12 protein-coding genes are annotated in these 13,863 nt (G+C 44.2%); all 12 read left to right on the forward strand.

Annotation, left to right across the window (positions count from 1 at the left end; genetic code table 11):
- Window positions 1-7 precede the first annotated feature (7 nt).
- The 12 genes from JV36_RS0103325 to JV36_RS0103380 all read left to right on the forward strand — a co-directional run bounded on the left by JV36_RS0103325 (window position 8) and on the right by JV36_RS0103380 (window position 13,745).
- Window positions 8-1,726, forward strand: a complete 1,719-nt coding sequence (locus tag JV36_RS0103325; protein WP_032094258.1) for a dihydrolipoyllysine-residue acetyltransferase — start codon at window positions 8-10, stop codon at window positions 1,724-1,726.
- 209 nt (window positions 1,727-1,935) lie between these two features.
- Window positions 1,936-2,787 carry a 23S rRNA (adenine(2030)-N(6))-methyltransferase RlmJ gene (locus JV36_RS0103330; RefSeq protein WP_032094129.1) on the forward strand — a complete coding sequence of 284 codons (852 nt, stop codon included), beginning with the start codon at window positions 1,936-1,938 and terminating at the stop codon, window positions 2,785-2,787.
- 2 nt (window positions 2,788-2,789) lie between these two features.
- A complete protein-coding gene (locus JV36_RS0103335) occupies window positions 2,790-4,643 on the forward strand; it encodes a protein kinase domain-containing protein (protein WP_032094128.1) in 1,854 nt (617 codons plus the stop codon).
- A complete protein-coding gene (locus JV36_RS0103340; protein WP_032094127.1) occupies window positions 4,636-5,496 on the forward strand; it encodes an acyl-CoA thioesterase in 861 nt (286 codons plus the stop codon). Before JV36_RS0103335 ends, JV36_RS0103340 begins: the two co-directional genes overlap by 8 nt.
- A gap of 147 nt (window positions 5,497-5,643) precedes the next feature.
- Window positions 5,644-6,162: a gamma carbonic anhydrase family protein gene (locus JV36_RS0103345; protein WP_032094126.1), complete on the forward strand. Its 519-nt coding sequence runs from the start codon at window positions 5,644-5,646 to the stop codon at window positions 6,160-6,162.
- A 658-nt stretch (window positions 6,163-6,820) separates the two neighbouring features.
- Window positions 6,821-7,900, forward strand: a complete 1,080-nt coding sequence (locus JV36_RS0103350; protein ID WP_032094257.1) for a pyridoxal-phosphate-dependent aminotransferase family protein — start codon at window positions 6,821-6,823, stop codon at window positions 7,898-7,900.
- 180 nt (window positions 7,901-8,080) lie between these two features.
- Window positions 8,081-8,836: an SIMPL domain-containing protein gene (locus JV36_RS0103355; protein ID WP_081926511.1), complete on the forward strand. Its 756-nt coding sequence runs from the start codon at window positions 8,081-8,083 to the stop codon at window positions 8,834-8,836.
- A 12-nt stretch (window positions 8,837-8,848) separates the two neighbouring features.
- Entirely contained in the window at window positions 8,849-9,310 is a 462-nt protein-coding gene (locus JV36_RS0103360; RefSeq protein ID WP_032094125.1) for a GAF domain-containing protein, read from the forward strand.
- Window positions 9,307-9,597 (forward strand): hypothetical protein, encoded by a 291-nt coding sequence (locus JV36_RS0103365; RefSeq protein ID WP_032094124.1) that lies wholly within the window; start codon window positions 9,307-9,309, stop codon window positions 9,595-9,597. Before JV36_RS0103360 ends, JV36_RS0103365 begins: the two co-directional genes overlap by 4 nt.
- A gap of 16 nt (window positions 9,598-9,613) precedes the next feature.
- Entirely contained in the window at window positions 9,614-10,282 is a 669-nt protein-coding gene (gene proQ / locus JV36_RS0103370) for an RNA chaperone ProQ (protein ID WP_032094123.1), read from the forward strand.
- Between the two features lie 2 nt (window positions 10,283-10,284).
- Window positions 10,285-12,327, forward strand: coding sequence for a carboxy terminal-processing peptidase (gene prc / locus JV36_RS0103375; protein ID WP_032094122.1), 2,043 nt, complete (start codon window positions 10,285-10,287; stop codon window positions 12,325-12,327).
- An 83-nt stretch (window positions 12,328-12,410) separates the two neighbouring features.
- Window positions 12,411-13,745: a sodium-dependent transporter gene (locus JV36_RS0103380; protein ID WP_032094121.1), complete on the forward strand. Its 1,335-nt coding sequence runs from the start codon at window positions 12,411-12,413 to the stop codon at window positions 13,743-13,745.
- The last annotated feature ends 118 nt before the right edge of the window (window positions 13,746-13,863 follow it).

A 13,863-nucleotide genomic window follows, 5' to 3' on the forward strand; every position in this document is an offset into this window, starting at 1 on the left:
AGTAGCAATGACAATTGAATTTATTTTACCCGACATTGGTGAAGGCATTGTTGAATGTGAGTTGTTGGAATGGTTGGTTAGCGAAGGCGAACACATTGAAGAAGACCAGCCAGTAGCCGAAGTCATGACGGATAAAGCGACAGTACAAATTCCTGCCATGCATGCAGGCGTAGTAGAAAAGCTGCACTATGCTGTAGGTGAAATAGCAAAAGTGCACGAGCCGCTATTCTCCATGAAGCCAGACGCTTCTGATGCAGAAGCTTCCATTTCAGAAGCAGCTGAAAGAGATACGGCTGAACAAGGCGCATCTCAGACTAACAGTAGCAATTCAACAACTTCAAATGCGTCATCTCATTCATCGACTATCGAAGACTTTATTCTTCCCGATATTGGTGAGGGGATTGTTGAATGTGAAATTGTTAAATGGAATGTGCAAGAAGGCGACAGCATTGAAGAAGATCAGGCCGTTGTTGAGGTGATGACCGATAAAGCTGTAGTGGAAATTCCTGCCAAAAATGCGGGTATCGTTCACAAACTTTATTATGCACAGGGTGAAATTGCTGCAGTACACAGCCCACTTTTCGCGCTTTCTGTTGAGGGCGCTGAAGTTCGAGAGCAAGCACCAGCCAATGCCAAAGCATCAGATTCTAACAGTGCAGCTAGCGCCAAACCGACGTCTTCGAATGCTAATGCACAAAGCGGCAGTAAAGCAGTCGAACGGGAAAACGATACCAAATGGAAAGACGGTGACTTTGAACCACCTATTTCTATTCCAGGTAAAGTGCTAGCAAGTCCTGCGGTGCGTCGTATCGCCAGAGAGAAAGATATTGATTTGCTCAACGTATCGGGTTCGGGGAAAAAGGGGCGTATTTTAAAATCTGACGTACTTACATCTGTTTCTGCGTCTGCTTCTGCGTCTTCTTCTGAGTCAAGCCAATCGGTGTCAGGTAAAGATGCAACGTCTACAGCAGCATCAGCGAAAGAGTCTTCAACGAGCGCAGTTCAAAATACTGTTACAGGCTCAACTCGCGTGGAAAAAGTGCGCGGTATCCAATCTGCAATGGCGAAACAAATGGCGGCCTCTGTGTATACCATTCCACACTTTACGGTGAGTGATGAGGTGGTAATGGATAATCTCATTGCACTTCGCACAAATCTCAAGCCCGAGTTTGAGAAAAAAGAGGTTAAACTTAGCTTCATGCCGTTTTTCGTCAAGGCCATGTCGCTAGCGCTTACCGAGTTTCCAGTCATCAATAGTCAGCTCAATGATGAAGGTACTGAGCTCACCTATTTCGATGACCACAATATTGGATTTGCTGTGGACTCCAAGATAGGGTTGTTAGTGCCCAATATTAAAGGGGTTCAGCATCTGTCGCTACTCGATATTGCTGTGCAAATGCAGCATATTATTGACCAAGCAAGAGCAGGGCGAGTATCTGGTGAGCACCTTAAAGGAGGTACCATCAGTATCTCAAATATCGGTGCGATTGGTGGGATCACAGCGACTCCTGTGATTAACAAACCGGAAGCCGCCATTGTTGCCTTGGGCAAAACCCAAAAATTGCCACGATTTGATGCCGACGATAACGTGATTGCTCAGCATATTATGGCGGTTAATTGGTCAGGGGATCATCGCATAATTGATGGCGCAACCATGGTTCGTTTTAATAACCTATGGATGAGCTACCTTACTTCGCCTGAAAAGATGCTCATGCATTTGAAATAGGCAAAGTTTGAAAGAGCTAACACAGCGTGACTAACGGAGCGCCTAGAAAGTAGCGTCTTAAAAGGGCTAATTGGTATGACAATTAGCCCTTTTTTATTGCCCTATTTTCTAGCCCTTTTTTTAACCCCCGTTGGCTTAGGAATGTACTCGGTTAACACGAGAGGTTATTATGGCGTTACAGAGTTATCAAAAATCGATGTAGAGGTTTTGTGTTAAGTTATCAACATGCATTTCACGCGGGCAATCACGCCGACGTTATTAAACACTTGTGCTGGTTAGGCGTAATAAAAGCGCTTAAGAAAAAAGACAAGCCCTTTACCCTTTATGACTCCCATGCAGGAGCCGGTTTATATGACTTTACCGATTCGCTATCTGCAAAGAATAAAGAGTACGAAACTGGCGTGTCGAGTTTAAGCAATGTGTCAGCAAGTTGTGAACTACTCAATGATTACATTACGCTATGCCAACGATTTGTAGACAAAGATGCCTACCCAGGCTCTCCCATCATCAGTGCCGAATTAAAGCGGGAGCACGACGTACTTCATGCTATGGAACTTCATCCCGCAGAGTATGCCAAGCTTGAGGCTAATTTTGCTGCCTATGCCGGGCATCACTCACATTGTCACAAGCGAGATGGATTCGAAGGCTTAATAGCGCTTACCCCTCCAAAGCCAAACAGAGGGGCGATATTAATAGACCCGCCTTACGAAAGAGTTAACGAATACGACGATGTGGTAAGTGGTATCGAGGGCGTTTTAAAGCGATGGCAACAAGCCCAAATAGTTGTGTGGTATCCGCTACTGTCTGAGCGTGCAGGGGCAAAACACGGGGCCAGTGAACGTATGTGCGAAGCACTCAGTGCATTGGGAGCACCCTGTTTTAAAGCTGAAATGCAGGTAGCTGAAAATACCCATGATGCAGGTATGTATGGTTCAGGGATAATGGTGATAAACCCACCATGGCAGCTTGATACCACACTGAGTGCGGCTATGAATGAGGTAACAGGCTACATTGGTGAAAACAGCACATGTAGACTTGTTTGGGTTAACGAAGATAATTAATCATGTCCCAACTCAAAGGTCTTAAGCACTTTTATATACCCGACGAACAGTCTATTTACTTGCTGTCCCATGCGGACGCTAAAAAGTTAAAAGACTGGGTGAGTCTGTGTATGGCCGAGCTTAAGAGCCTAGGATATATCAATATTGAACTGCTAGGAAAAGGTGCCTTTGGTTTTGCTTTCTCTGGTACATCGCCCAACGGCGAACAACGGGTATTTAAATTCTCACGAATCACGCTTCCCCAACATATTCGAGAGCGGTTAGAAGAAGAAGCGTTCATGTTGTCTCATGTAAAGCATGAATATGTCCCTCGCTTTATTGAATATCAGCAGATTAAAAAACAGTCCATTCTGGTCATGGCCCAAGCACCAGGAGAGGACCTTGAAAAGGTGAGCCTTCGATTAGGCCCCTTACCGCCTCGAGTGATTGTTAAAATTGCGGTGCAAGTTGGTCAGCTGCTGTTTCAGTTTAGGCATTTTGTCGACAAGGGGCTGGAAAAACCCATCGTACATGGCGACATTAAGCCGTCAAACTTGGTATGGGACGCTGAAAACGAGTGTATTGGTCTTATCGACTGGGGCTCGTCGGTGTTCGCCCAAACTGACGCGTCAGGGCAATTCATTACCAATAACGTTATGGATTTAATGTCGGGGGAGCTTCAACAAACTAACGCTCGTCTTGGCGATGTGTATTTTATCGGTGAAGAGCAACTTAACGGCGCTTTATCCACCCCTCGCTTTGATGAGCAGGGGCTAGCCAGCACGCTATATGCACTGGCATCAGGGCAATCTTGCCGTTATGGCAGTAAAGTTATTACGCCTTCTTCCTTAGGCCTGCCCAAAATGCTGGCTGATATACTCACCTACATGTTAGATGAAGATGCGACCAAAAGAAGGCAGGGGGGAGACTATTTTTTTAAGCACCTTCATGTGCTGAAAAATATGGTGTTTTCAGAGGATAAAGACACTGCTTACACGGCGCTTATTCCTACCTGGGTCCACCAAACGAGCCAAGATATCGAGACGGTGGTTTACAGCTCAAGAAAATCATACCTTCGCCAGCAAGCTGCGCTTGAAAGTGAAGAGTTGCGGTATATTGATGACGCCCAGTTTGATCGATATTACAAAAACTACCTTCAAGGTATGGGAGATACTGAAAAAGCGTTTGTTTCTGCTATCAGTCGTTTAGGTCGCTATCCCGTGGTTGGGGGAATGGCTGTCAGGTGGGAGCCTGAGGGTATCTATGTAGACTCTAGTTTGAACCTGCACGACCCAAGTTTACGCCGTGCCTTTGAACAGGCCGTCAATAATGTGATTACTCTAGCGAGGGCCATTCACAAGCCAGCAGTATTTAAATGCTGTATGTTCAATGCGAAAAACACCGTACACATTGAACGTGATAATGAGCAACAAGACTTTATTCCGTCTAAGGCGCTACACATTCCGTACGAGTTATCAAAAGTATCATTGTCAAAAGACGACAGTAGAACCCATTCTTATTTCGAAGATGGTGATGATCCCGATGAGTTACTTAAGCTGCCTGAAACTATCATCGACACTATCAAGGCCCTCAATGCGATTCATCATACGGGATGCATTATTTTTGAGGCTTTGCCTATGCACTTGAAAATTCATAATTACTATACGCTACTCGATCACAGTCAAGAAGATACCTTTAAGGCACTTCTTGAAAACTTAGTGGCGCAAATTCCGCTTATAAAAGGGTTAGGTATTTCAGGGTTTATGAAGTTACCCTATAAAGATACTCGCTTTTTTGAGCATAAGGCATCACTGCCTGAAAAGTATTATCCAAGAAATCCCAAAGCATTAAACCAAGAGAAAGAACAACATGTCTGACATAAAACTATCCTCGCTATTTGAGTTAGAAACTGTAGAAGCAGGCCTTTACCGAGGACAAAGCTGGGACCTAGGATTTAGAGCGCTTTTTGGTGGCCAAGTGCTTGGTCAGGCCCTCGCAGCAGCCTATGAAACTGTTGATAAAGACCGCGTTGCCCATTCGTTTCACACCTATTTTTTATTACCTGGCGATGCGAAAAAACCGGTAGTTTATGATGTTGAAATTGTCCGTGATGGCCGCAGCTTCTCCGCGAGAAGGGTGAAGGCTATTCAAGACGGTCGAAACATTTTTTATATGACGGCATCGTTTCAAGTACCTCAAGAAGGCATGCATCATCAGGCCCCCGAAATGCCTAACGTGCCGCCACCTGAAGAGGTGCAGTCAGACATCGATTTTTACCAAGAGAATTTTAGTAAAATAGCGAGGCCAATGAGAGAGGCTCTGAGCTATCACAAACCGGTAGATATACGCACTATTAATGCGGCTAACTCTTATCAACCAGTAAAGCGTGACCCAACGCGCTATATATGGATGAAGGCGAGGGATCCCCTTGTTGGGTCTTTGTCCGTTCATCAAGCTGCTGTTGCTTACGCGTCTGACTACCATTTTTTAAGTACATCACTACAACCGCATGGCGTCGCAGTCACCGACAAATCATTGAGGATGGCAACCATTGACCATGCAATGTGGTTTCATCGCCCTGTGAACTTAAATGAATGGTTACTTTATGCCATGGACAGCCCTTTTAGTGGCGGTGCTCGTGGTTTAGTAAGAGGTCAAATTTTTACTCAGCAAGGCGAACTTGTCGCCTCAACGTCTCAGGAAGGGTTGATGCGTCAGGTAGACGTGTAATTTTATATGGCAAAATTACATTCACTATTTGCGTATCGTCTATCAGTCAATCGACACAAAAAAATACAGAGCCTGATTCGAGGCCAGCATTGTTTGTAAAAGGGTTTTTAGAACGGCCATTAAAAAGGACACTTGAAGGAGAAAAACATGCACTATTCATTAGGCGAATTAACGCCAACGGTTGACGAAAGTGCGTATATCGCACCTGGCGCTCATGTCATCGGTAACGTGAGCCTTCAGCATGGAAGCAGCGTGTGGTTTAACGCAGTTATTCGTGGCGATATGGACACTATTACGGTAGGAAAAGATACCAATATCCAAGATGGTAGTGTCCTGCACACCGATGCTGGTGTTCCTCTTACTCTTGGCACAGGTGTTACCGTTGGTCATAAAGTAATGCTTCATGGTTGCACCATTGGTGATTACTCGTTAATTGGTATTAATGCAGTTGTTTTAAATGGGGCAAATATTGGAAAGTATTGCATTATTGGTGCAAACGCTTTAATCACCGAGAACATGGAAATACCGGATTATAGCTTGGTAGTTGGTTCACCTGGAAAAGTGGTGAAAACACTTGATGAAAGCGTCGCGTCAAAGCTAGAAGCTTCCGCTGCCCATTATCGAGGCAATGCGCAACACTATTTGAAGCACCTAACTGCTTTGTGATGCCGCTCAGTTCCCGCGCGTTAACTTCATCTCGATAAAAATAGATCTATAAAATTTAAATCAATAACAGTTCAGACGCATGAAGGCTTTAATTCACAAACAGTTAGCCCAATAAAAAACGCCCAGAACAATCGTTCTGGGCCTAGGGGAATGGCTCATCTCTGAGCCGTGCGCTAACTTTTACAGGGAGAGATAATGTATGTATTAACGTTGAACGATAAGTATAGAATAGCTTTGTGCATTTTATAAACAAATTAACAGTTAATTTTTTGTGACACCGTTATTTTAAAAATTTATTTCTTCATAACAATGCCTTACGAACTAACACCTCTGGTTCGACCATTAAATAACCCTATTTTTTGCACATAACTCACCAAGTTATCAGTGCGTAATGTATAGAAATCCCGTTAGGTATCGTCAAAATCTTCCTCCATTGAGCCTGAAGCACCTCCATATTTTGAAAATGTTTAGCTAAAACCGTATTCACAAGATTTATGTTGAATACAGATGGTTGTACCACATGACGAACCTTGTAGTATGTGGCTATGAATTAAAACTCCTGAATGTAAGAGGGGCTAATATGAAAGCATCTACAACGGCATTTACAACGGCATCTACAAAATCACTATCAACATTTATTCCACCAGAGCGCACTTTAATGGGACCGGGCCCCTCTGATGTAAGCCCTCGTATTCTTAACGCCATGGCGCGTCCTACACTAGGGCACCTCGACCCTTTGTTCATTGAATTGATGGATGAAACCAAAAACTTACTGCAATACGCGTTTAAAACTGAAAATGCGCTAACAATGCCCATATCTGCCCCTGGCTCTGCCGGCATGGAAGCATGTTTTGTGAATCTTGTTGAACCTGGTGATAAAGTCATTGTTTGCGTTAACGGCGTTTTCGGTTTGCGCATGGTTGAAAATGTAGAACGCTGCGGCGGCACTGCCATTACCATTCACAACACGTGGGGAGAGCAGACCGACCTTAATGCAGTGGAAGACGCACTGAACGCCAATCCAGATGTAAAGGTAGTGGCATTTGTGCATGCAGAAACCTCAACAGGGGTGAGAAACGAAGCCAAATTACTGTGTGAGCTTGCTCAGAAACACAATTGCTTAACTATTGTTGATGCTGTTACCTCTCTTGGCGGTATCGAACTCGAGGTTGACGGCTGGGGAATAGACGCCATCTACTCAGGTTCGCAAAAGTGTCTCAGTTGCGTACCCGGCATAGCGCCAGTGTCTTTCAGTGATAAAGCTGTTTCAGTGATTCAAAACAGACAAACAAAAGTGCAAAGCTGGTTTCTCGATATGAATTTGATCGTAGGGTATTGGGGCAAGGGCGCTAAACGTGCTTATCACCATACCGCACCGGTTAACAGTATGTACGCGATGTACGAATCGCTTCTCGTATTGAAAGAGGAAGGTCTTGAGAATGCGTGGGATAGACACGCAAGCGGACACGCAAAGTTAGCACAAGGCCTTGAAGAGATAGGTCTAAAGCTTACAGTAAATAGCGATTTTAGATTGCCTCAGCTCAACGTTGTACAAATACCCGATGGTGTTGATGACGCCGCGGTGCGCAGTCAGTTACTCAATGAGTTTAATTTAGAAATTGGTGCTGGTTTAGGAGAACATGCTGGAAAGGTATGGCGTATCGGTCTCATGGGATATGCCTGTAAACAGCGCAACATCGATCACTGTATCGCGTCGCTTAAAACTGTACTTAAGTAATTATATACAAATACTAAATTACAAATAGAGATTAACCTAAAGCTGGAGGCAGAAATAAATATGCAGCCAGCTTTTTTATTTTAAAACTAAAGCCTTGTTATTTGTTCACTCAGGGTTCATATAGGATGGCATAGACTGGACGCGCTATAATTAACCTTAATATCGATTAAAGGAACTGATATGCAAAACGTGCTTACATTTACCAAGACACTTATACTCCTTACCTTGTTTACCGCACCTTTATACACTGCACAAAGCCATGCACATACTGAGGCGAGTAAGGATGCTGTTAAGGAAAAAGAATCGCAAGCCAATGAAAGGTCATTAGGGACAATTAGTGTACAAGGAGTAGGAGCCATCGATGTTACACCTAATGCTTACTCCGTTACCTTTATCGTTGATGAACAAGGCACAACGGTAACAAAGCTCAATGGGCAGCTTGAAAACGACTTAACATCTATTGTTAGTTTTTTATTAGAAGAGGGTATCGAAGAGCGTTACATTCAAAGTATGCAAGTACGTCTTTCGCCCCGATACAACAATACGCCGCAGGGTAGAGAACAAGATGGTTTTACACTGTCTAGAGAAATCGCCATTACCTCAACAGATTTAGAGAATTACGATCGTGTGCTTGATGGCGTGCTCAAAAGAGGTGTTGATCGTATCCAACAATTCAATTTTGTAAACATGGGTGAAGCCTCTGTCTATCAGAAAGCGTTGGTAACAGCGGTCGCTGATGCAAAGAATAGAGCACAGTTGCTAGCAAAAGAATTAGGTGTGGAAGTGGGTGAAGTGGTTGCAATATCTGAATCTGGTGGCAATATGCCGATACCAGTCATGCGTGCCGACACGTTTTCCAAAGAAATGTCGCTGTCTTTGCCAGGGCAAGAGAGTGTGAACGCCCGTGTGAATGTGACGTTTAACATTAATCAATAACAGGGTTACCGTTTGAAACAACAACACTATAGCCAGCTAATAAGCCAAGCGAAAAGCTTGGTATCGGGCGAGCAGGACTTAATTGCCAATATGGCAAACATCAGTGCACTGCTGTTTAATGGTCTCGAAGATGTAAACTGGGCTGGTTTTTACCTGTACAAAGACGAACAGCTGGTTCTTGGGCCTTTTCAAGGTCAGCCTGCTTGTATTCGAATTCCAATGGGAAAAGGCGTATGTGGTACCAGTGCGTCCACACAAACCGTTCAGCGAATTGACGATGTTCACGGGTTCGATGGTCACATTGCATGCGATGCGGCGTCAAATTCTGAAATTGTTGTACCCATTGTGGTTAACAACGCATTAATCGGTGTATTGGATATAGACAGTCCAAATCACGCTCGCTTCACGCAAGATGATGAGGATGGCCTTGTCGAAATTGCGAATATATTGATTGAATCTCAGCAAGCACTATGAAATCAAACGTCGATATTCATGTAGTATTATCTACATTCGAGGACATGGAAGACGTTCATGATGACCCAGATGAGGCATCTGAACGTTTAAACTTCATTCTTCACGGGATATATGATGCTGCTGAAGAAGATATAGAAACACAGCGTTTAGAGCAAATTTTGCACTACGCTTGGGAGTCTTGGCAACAAGATGCACATTTATTAGAAATTGATGACGACGAATTGCTCGATTGGGTTGACCACACGCTGGCAACTTGGGATGATGCAAATAACGATGAAATCTCCTGAATAATTTAGAAAGTTAATGGAATCAACAGAGAAGTTTACTACGAGTAAGGAAGTTATTGCTTTCCTTGCAGAGACCTTCCCAAAATGTTTTAGCATTGAAGGCGAGGCCCTCCCACTTAAGATTGGTATTTTTCAAGATCTTGCTCAACGGTTAGACGATGAAGAGCGCGTGAGTAAAACGCTATTGCGCTCAACCCTTCGTCATTACACAAACAGTTGGCGTTACTTATACAGCATTAAAGAAGGCGCTCACCGCGTTGACCTTGATGGTGAAAAGGGCGAAGCAATTGAGAAAGAACATTCAGATCACGCGCAAAAGCAACTCGAAGAGAGTAAAGCTAAGGCTGCAGAAAAACGTAAGGCAAAGCTAGCACAGCAGCCTAAGCGTTCAGAAAAGCGTCAGTTCAATCGTCCTAAAGGCGAAAAACCGGCTAATTCTGCGCAACCTGAGGCAAAGCGCGGAACTAAACCGAAGAATAACAGACCAAATACTACGCCACCTGCTAAGTTAACTGAAGATGACATGAAGCAAGGCACTCGCGTTACCGTTAAGCTGGGTAAAGAACCTATGCCAGCGGCTATCACCGAGATTGCTAAAGACGGTATTCATGTTCAGCTTGATACAGGTATGGTGGTAAAAGTAAAAGCAGATGCTTTACGTTTGGCACGTTCCAAGAGGTCGTAAATATGAAAGATATCCTTCGAATTTCTATTGCTAGCGCATTTTTGACGGTAGGCGTCGGCGCTGGTGCAGTTACGTCAACACCAGACGTTGATGAGCTTCCTATTCTTCAACAGGAATCCCAGCACAGTGTGGCAGCTAAAAGAGTAAGTGCATTATTCACTCGCGCCCACTACAAAGAAATTTCGTTGGATAATTTTCTTTCAGCCCGCGTTTATCAACGTTTCATAGAGTCACTTGACCACAACAAACAAGTGCTTTTATTAGACGATGTCGTAAGCTTTGAAAAATACCGTGATTTGTTTGACGATGCGTTGGGCAAAGGTAATTTATCCATTGCTTATGACATGTACAATGTTACTGCTAAGCGCAGGGTCGAGCGTTATGAATATGCACTCGCATTGCTCGATAATGGCCCTTTTGATTTTGCTAAAGAAAACGACAAGTTCTATTACGACAGAGAAGACGCCGATTGGGCGAAAGACACTGCCGAACTTGACGAAATTTGGCGTCAGCGAGTTAAATACGATGCGCTGAACCTGATATTGGCGGATAAAACGTGGGAAGAAGCGAAAGAGCTACTTACTAAGCGTTATACCCGTGCAATAAAACGTACAAAGCAGGCGAAAAGCGAAGATGTTTTTCAAACTGCCATGAACGCGTTTGCAAGAACCATCGAAGCACATACGAGTTACCTTTCTCCTCGAAATGCAGACCGTTTCCAAATGGAAATGAACTTATCATTTGAAGGTATAGGTGCGGTACTGCAAAGCGAAGATGACTACACCATTATTAAGAGTGTAGTGCCAGGTGGTCCAGCAGACCAGTCTGGGGCAATCAAGCCAGAAGACAAAATTGTTGGTGTAGCTCAAGACGATGAAGAGTTTGTTGATGTTATTGGATGGAGACTCGACGAAGTCGTCGAGTTGATTAAAGGTCCAAAGGGAAGCATGGTGCGCTTGCAAGTAGAGAAGGGCGCAACAGAATCAAAAACAACATCAGTAGTAAAACTAACCCGAGATAAGATAAAACTGGAAGATAGAGCGGCAAAGTCTGAAGTGTATGTACCTGACGAAGGTCCGCATTCAGGGCAGCCCTTAGGCGTTATTACCATTCCCAGTTTTTACAATAACCTAAGTGTTGACGTTGCAAAAGAAATTGAAGCGTTAAAGTCACAAAACGTGAAAGGCGTTATTGTCGACCTTCGCGGAAATGGCGGCGGTTCGTTAACAGAAGCAACATTGCTGTCTGGACTTTTCATTGAAAAAGGTCCCGTGGTTCAAATTCGATACGGACAATCTAAGATTAGCGTTAATCGTGACACCGATGGGAAAGTATCTTATGACGGCCCACTGACTGTGCTTGTTGACCGTTACAGCGCATCAGCCTCAGAAATTTTTGCAGCAGCAATGCAAGACTACAATCGCGCCTTAATTGTTGGTGAGCAAACCTTCGGTAAAGGTACGGTTCAGCAGCATCGTGGCCTAGGTAAAATTTACGATCTGTACGACAACCCGTTAGGCAGCGTGCAGTTTACTATTGCTAAATTCTATCGAATTGATGGCGGCAGCACACAGCATAAAGGTGTTATTCCCGATATTTTGTATCCCTCGGCTATCGAACCTGCAGAGTGGGGCGAAAGTCAGGCCGATAACGCGCTTCCATGGGATAGCATTAACAGGGCCAACTACACTACGTTTGCTGACGGCCAATCCGCGTTAGACGTATTATCCGCGAAGCACAGTAAACGAATTATGCAAAACCCCGAGTTTTCATACATCAATGATGACATCGAGGAATACAAAAAGAATAAAGACAAAGATTTCATATCACTTGTAAAGGCTGAAAGAGAAGCCAAGAAAAAAGAAGCTGAGGTAAAATCATTAGCACGCGCTAACGAACGCCTGCAGCGTCTTGGTTTAGAGCCGGTAACGACGCTTGATGACCTTCCAGAAGACATGGAAGAGTTGGACCCGTTTTTAGACGAGGCGGCAAATATTACTTTCGATATGATTGAAACAGGCCGATACGCTATCACTACACATTAAGCGCTGTCGGAAAAGGGCTGGTCTAGGGCCAGCCCTTTTTTTGTGTCTATACAAATATTACAACAATAATAAAGGCAAATAACATGGCGATACGAGGCGAGTTTTCTTCTCGAATAGGATTCGTGCTGGCGGCTGCAGGCTCAGCGGTTGGGCTTGGAAATATCTGGGGTTTCCCCACAAAAGTAGCAAGTAACGGCGGTGCTGCATTTGTACTCGTTTATCTATTACTGGCCTTTGTCCTAGCTTATCCTGTCCTAATGGCCGAGTTGATCATTGGTCGTAGTACACGCTCAAATATGGTCGACGCGCTTGGCAAAATATCAGGCAGTTATGTAGGTAGAGCAACCGGCATTTGGGGCTGTGTTACCGTTTCTCTCATTTTAGCCTTCTATGCCATAGTCGGTGGCTGGATGCTGGTCTACTTTGCTGACTCAGCGGTAAGGCTAGTAGGACTGCAGTCTGCAAGCGATTGGCTTCTTACCTCTTCCGTTACGCGTAACGTTATTTTCTGCGCCTTATTCATGATGTTAACTGCATTTATCGTAGTCGGTGGTGTTAAAGCCGGTATTGAAAAATGGTCAGTTAGATTGATGCCAACCTTAGTCATTCTCATACTAGCGCTTATCGTATATGTCAGTATGCAGCCCGGTGCAGGTGAAGGATGGAGTGCGTATTTAGTCCCTGATTTCTCACGAGTACTCGACCCTGACTTATTAATTAATGCCATGGGGCAAGCTTTCTTCTCAATGTCTTTGGGTGTGGGCACAATGTTAGTGTATGGCTCATACTTGAGTAAAAAAGAAAACCTGCCAACGATTGGAGCCTCGGTGGCGCTGGTTGACATTGGTGTAGCGGTAATAGCAGGTATGCTTATCATTCCATCGATGTACGTTGCATTGAACAACGGCGTAGAAATATTCACCCCTGATGGTGCCTTAATTCAAGGCGACACACTTATTTTTAAAGTACTTCCCGCGTTGTTTGACACTATTGGCACTGTAGGTGTTTTCGTGTCGTTCACTTTCTTTGCGCTTATGGCCATTGCGGCGGTGACCTCTTCTATTTCCATGTTAGAAGTACCGGTCGCGTTCATGGTAGAGAGTAAAGGTTTGCAGCGCGGCAAGGCCGTGGTATTCATGACTGCGTTAATTTTCATTCTCAGCTGTATCATAATTCTTAATTTCGATATGTTGTTTGGGTTCGTTATTGCGTTAACTACAGAATACAGCCAGCCACTGCTAGGTTTAGTGCTGTGTATTTTCGCTGGTTGGGTGTGGCGCAGAGATGCCATACTTGCTGAGCTTAAAGAGGGCAACGAAAACGTAGAGCACGGATTATTTTGGAAAATTTGGCCGTGGTACGTGCGTTTTGTTTGTCCTGTTATTATCGCGCTCATGTTCTATCGCTCTGTTTTTTAGGTAATATTAAACGCAAATTTTTCAGCGACGCGTTTGAATGTAAGCGGCTTTTAAAATCAGTGCTCTCAATTTTAAAAGCGCTTAATTCAAGAGCTCTTGATCGAAGGAACTGTTGATT

Origin of the sequence: Alteromonas sp. LOR, from assembly GCF_000753865.1 — a bacterium.
Classification (GTDB): Bacteria; Pseudomonadota; Gammaproteobacteria; order Enterobacterales; family Alteromonadaceae; genus Alteromonas.

What these genes read in the sequence shown, in the direction of transcription:
- JV36_RS0103335 (WP_032094128.1), top strand. Translation starts at nt 2,790, where the DNA reads ATGTCCCAACTCAAAGGTCTTAAGCACTTTTATATACCCGACGAACAG.
- JV36_RS0103355 (WP_081926511.1), top strand. Translation starts at nt 8,081, where the DNA reads ATGCAAAACGTGCTTACATTTACCAAGACACTTATACTCCTTACCTTG.
- JV36_RS0103365 (WP_032094124.1), top strand. Translation starts at nt 9,307, where the DNA reads ATGAAATCAAACGTCGATATTCATGTAGTATTATCTACATTCGAGGAC.
- JV36_RS0103325 (WP_032094258.1), top strand. Translation starts at nt 8, where the DNA reads ATGACAATTGAATTTATTTTACCCGACATTGGTGAAGGCATTGTTGAA.
- proQ (WP_032094123.1), top strand. Translation starts at nt 9,614, where the DNA reads ATGGAATCAACAGAGAAGTTTACTACGAGTAAGGAAGTTATTGCTTTC.
- JV36_RS0103380 (WP_032094121.1), top strand. Translation starts at nt 12,411, where the DNA reads ATGGCGATACGAGGCGAGTTTTCTTCTCGAATAGGATTCGTGCTGGCG.
- JV36_RS0103340 (WP_032094127.1), top strand. Translation starts at nt 4,636, where the DNA reads ATGTCTGACATAAAACTATCCTCGCTATTTGAGTTAGAAACTGTAGAA.
- prc (WP_032094122.1), top strand. Translation starts at nt 10,285, where the DNA reads ATGAAAGATATCCTTCGAATTTCTATTGCTAGCGCATTTTTGACGGTA.
- JV36_RS0103345 (WP_032094126.1), top strand. Translation starts at nt 5,644, where the DNA reads ATGCACTATTCATTAGGCGAATTAACGCCAACGGTTGACGAAAGTGCG.
- JV36_RS0103350 (WP_032094257.1), top strand. Translation starts at nt 6,821, where the DNA reads ATGGGACCGGGCCCCTCTGATGTAAGCCCTCGTATTCTTAACGCCATG.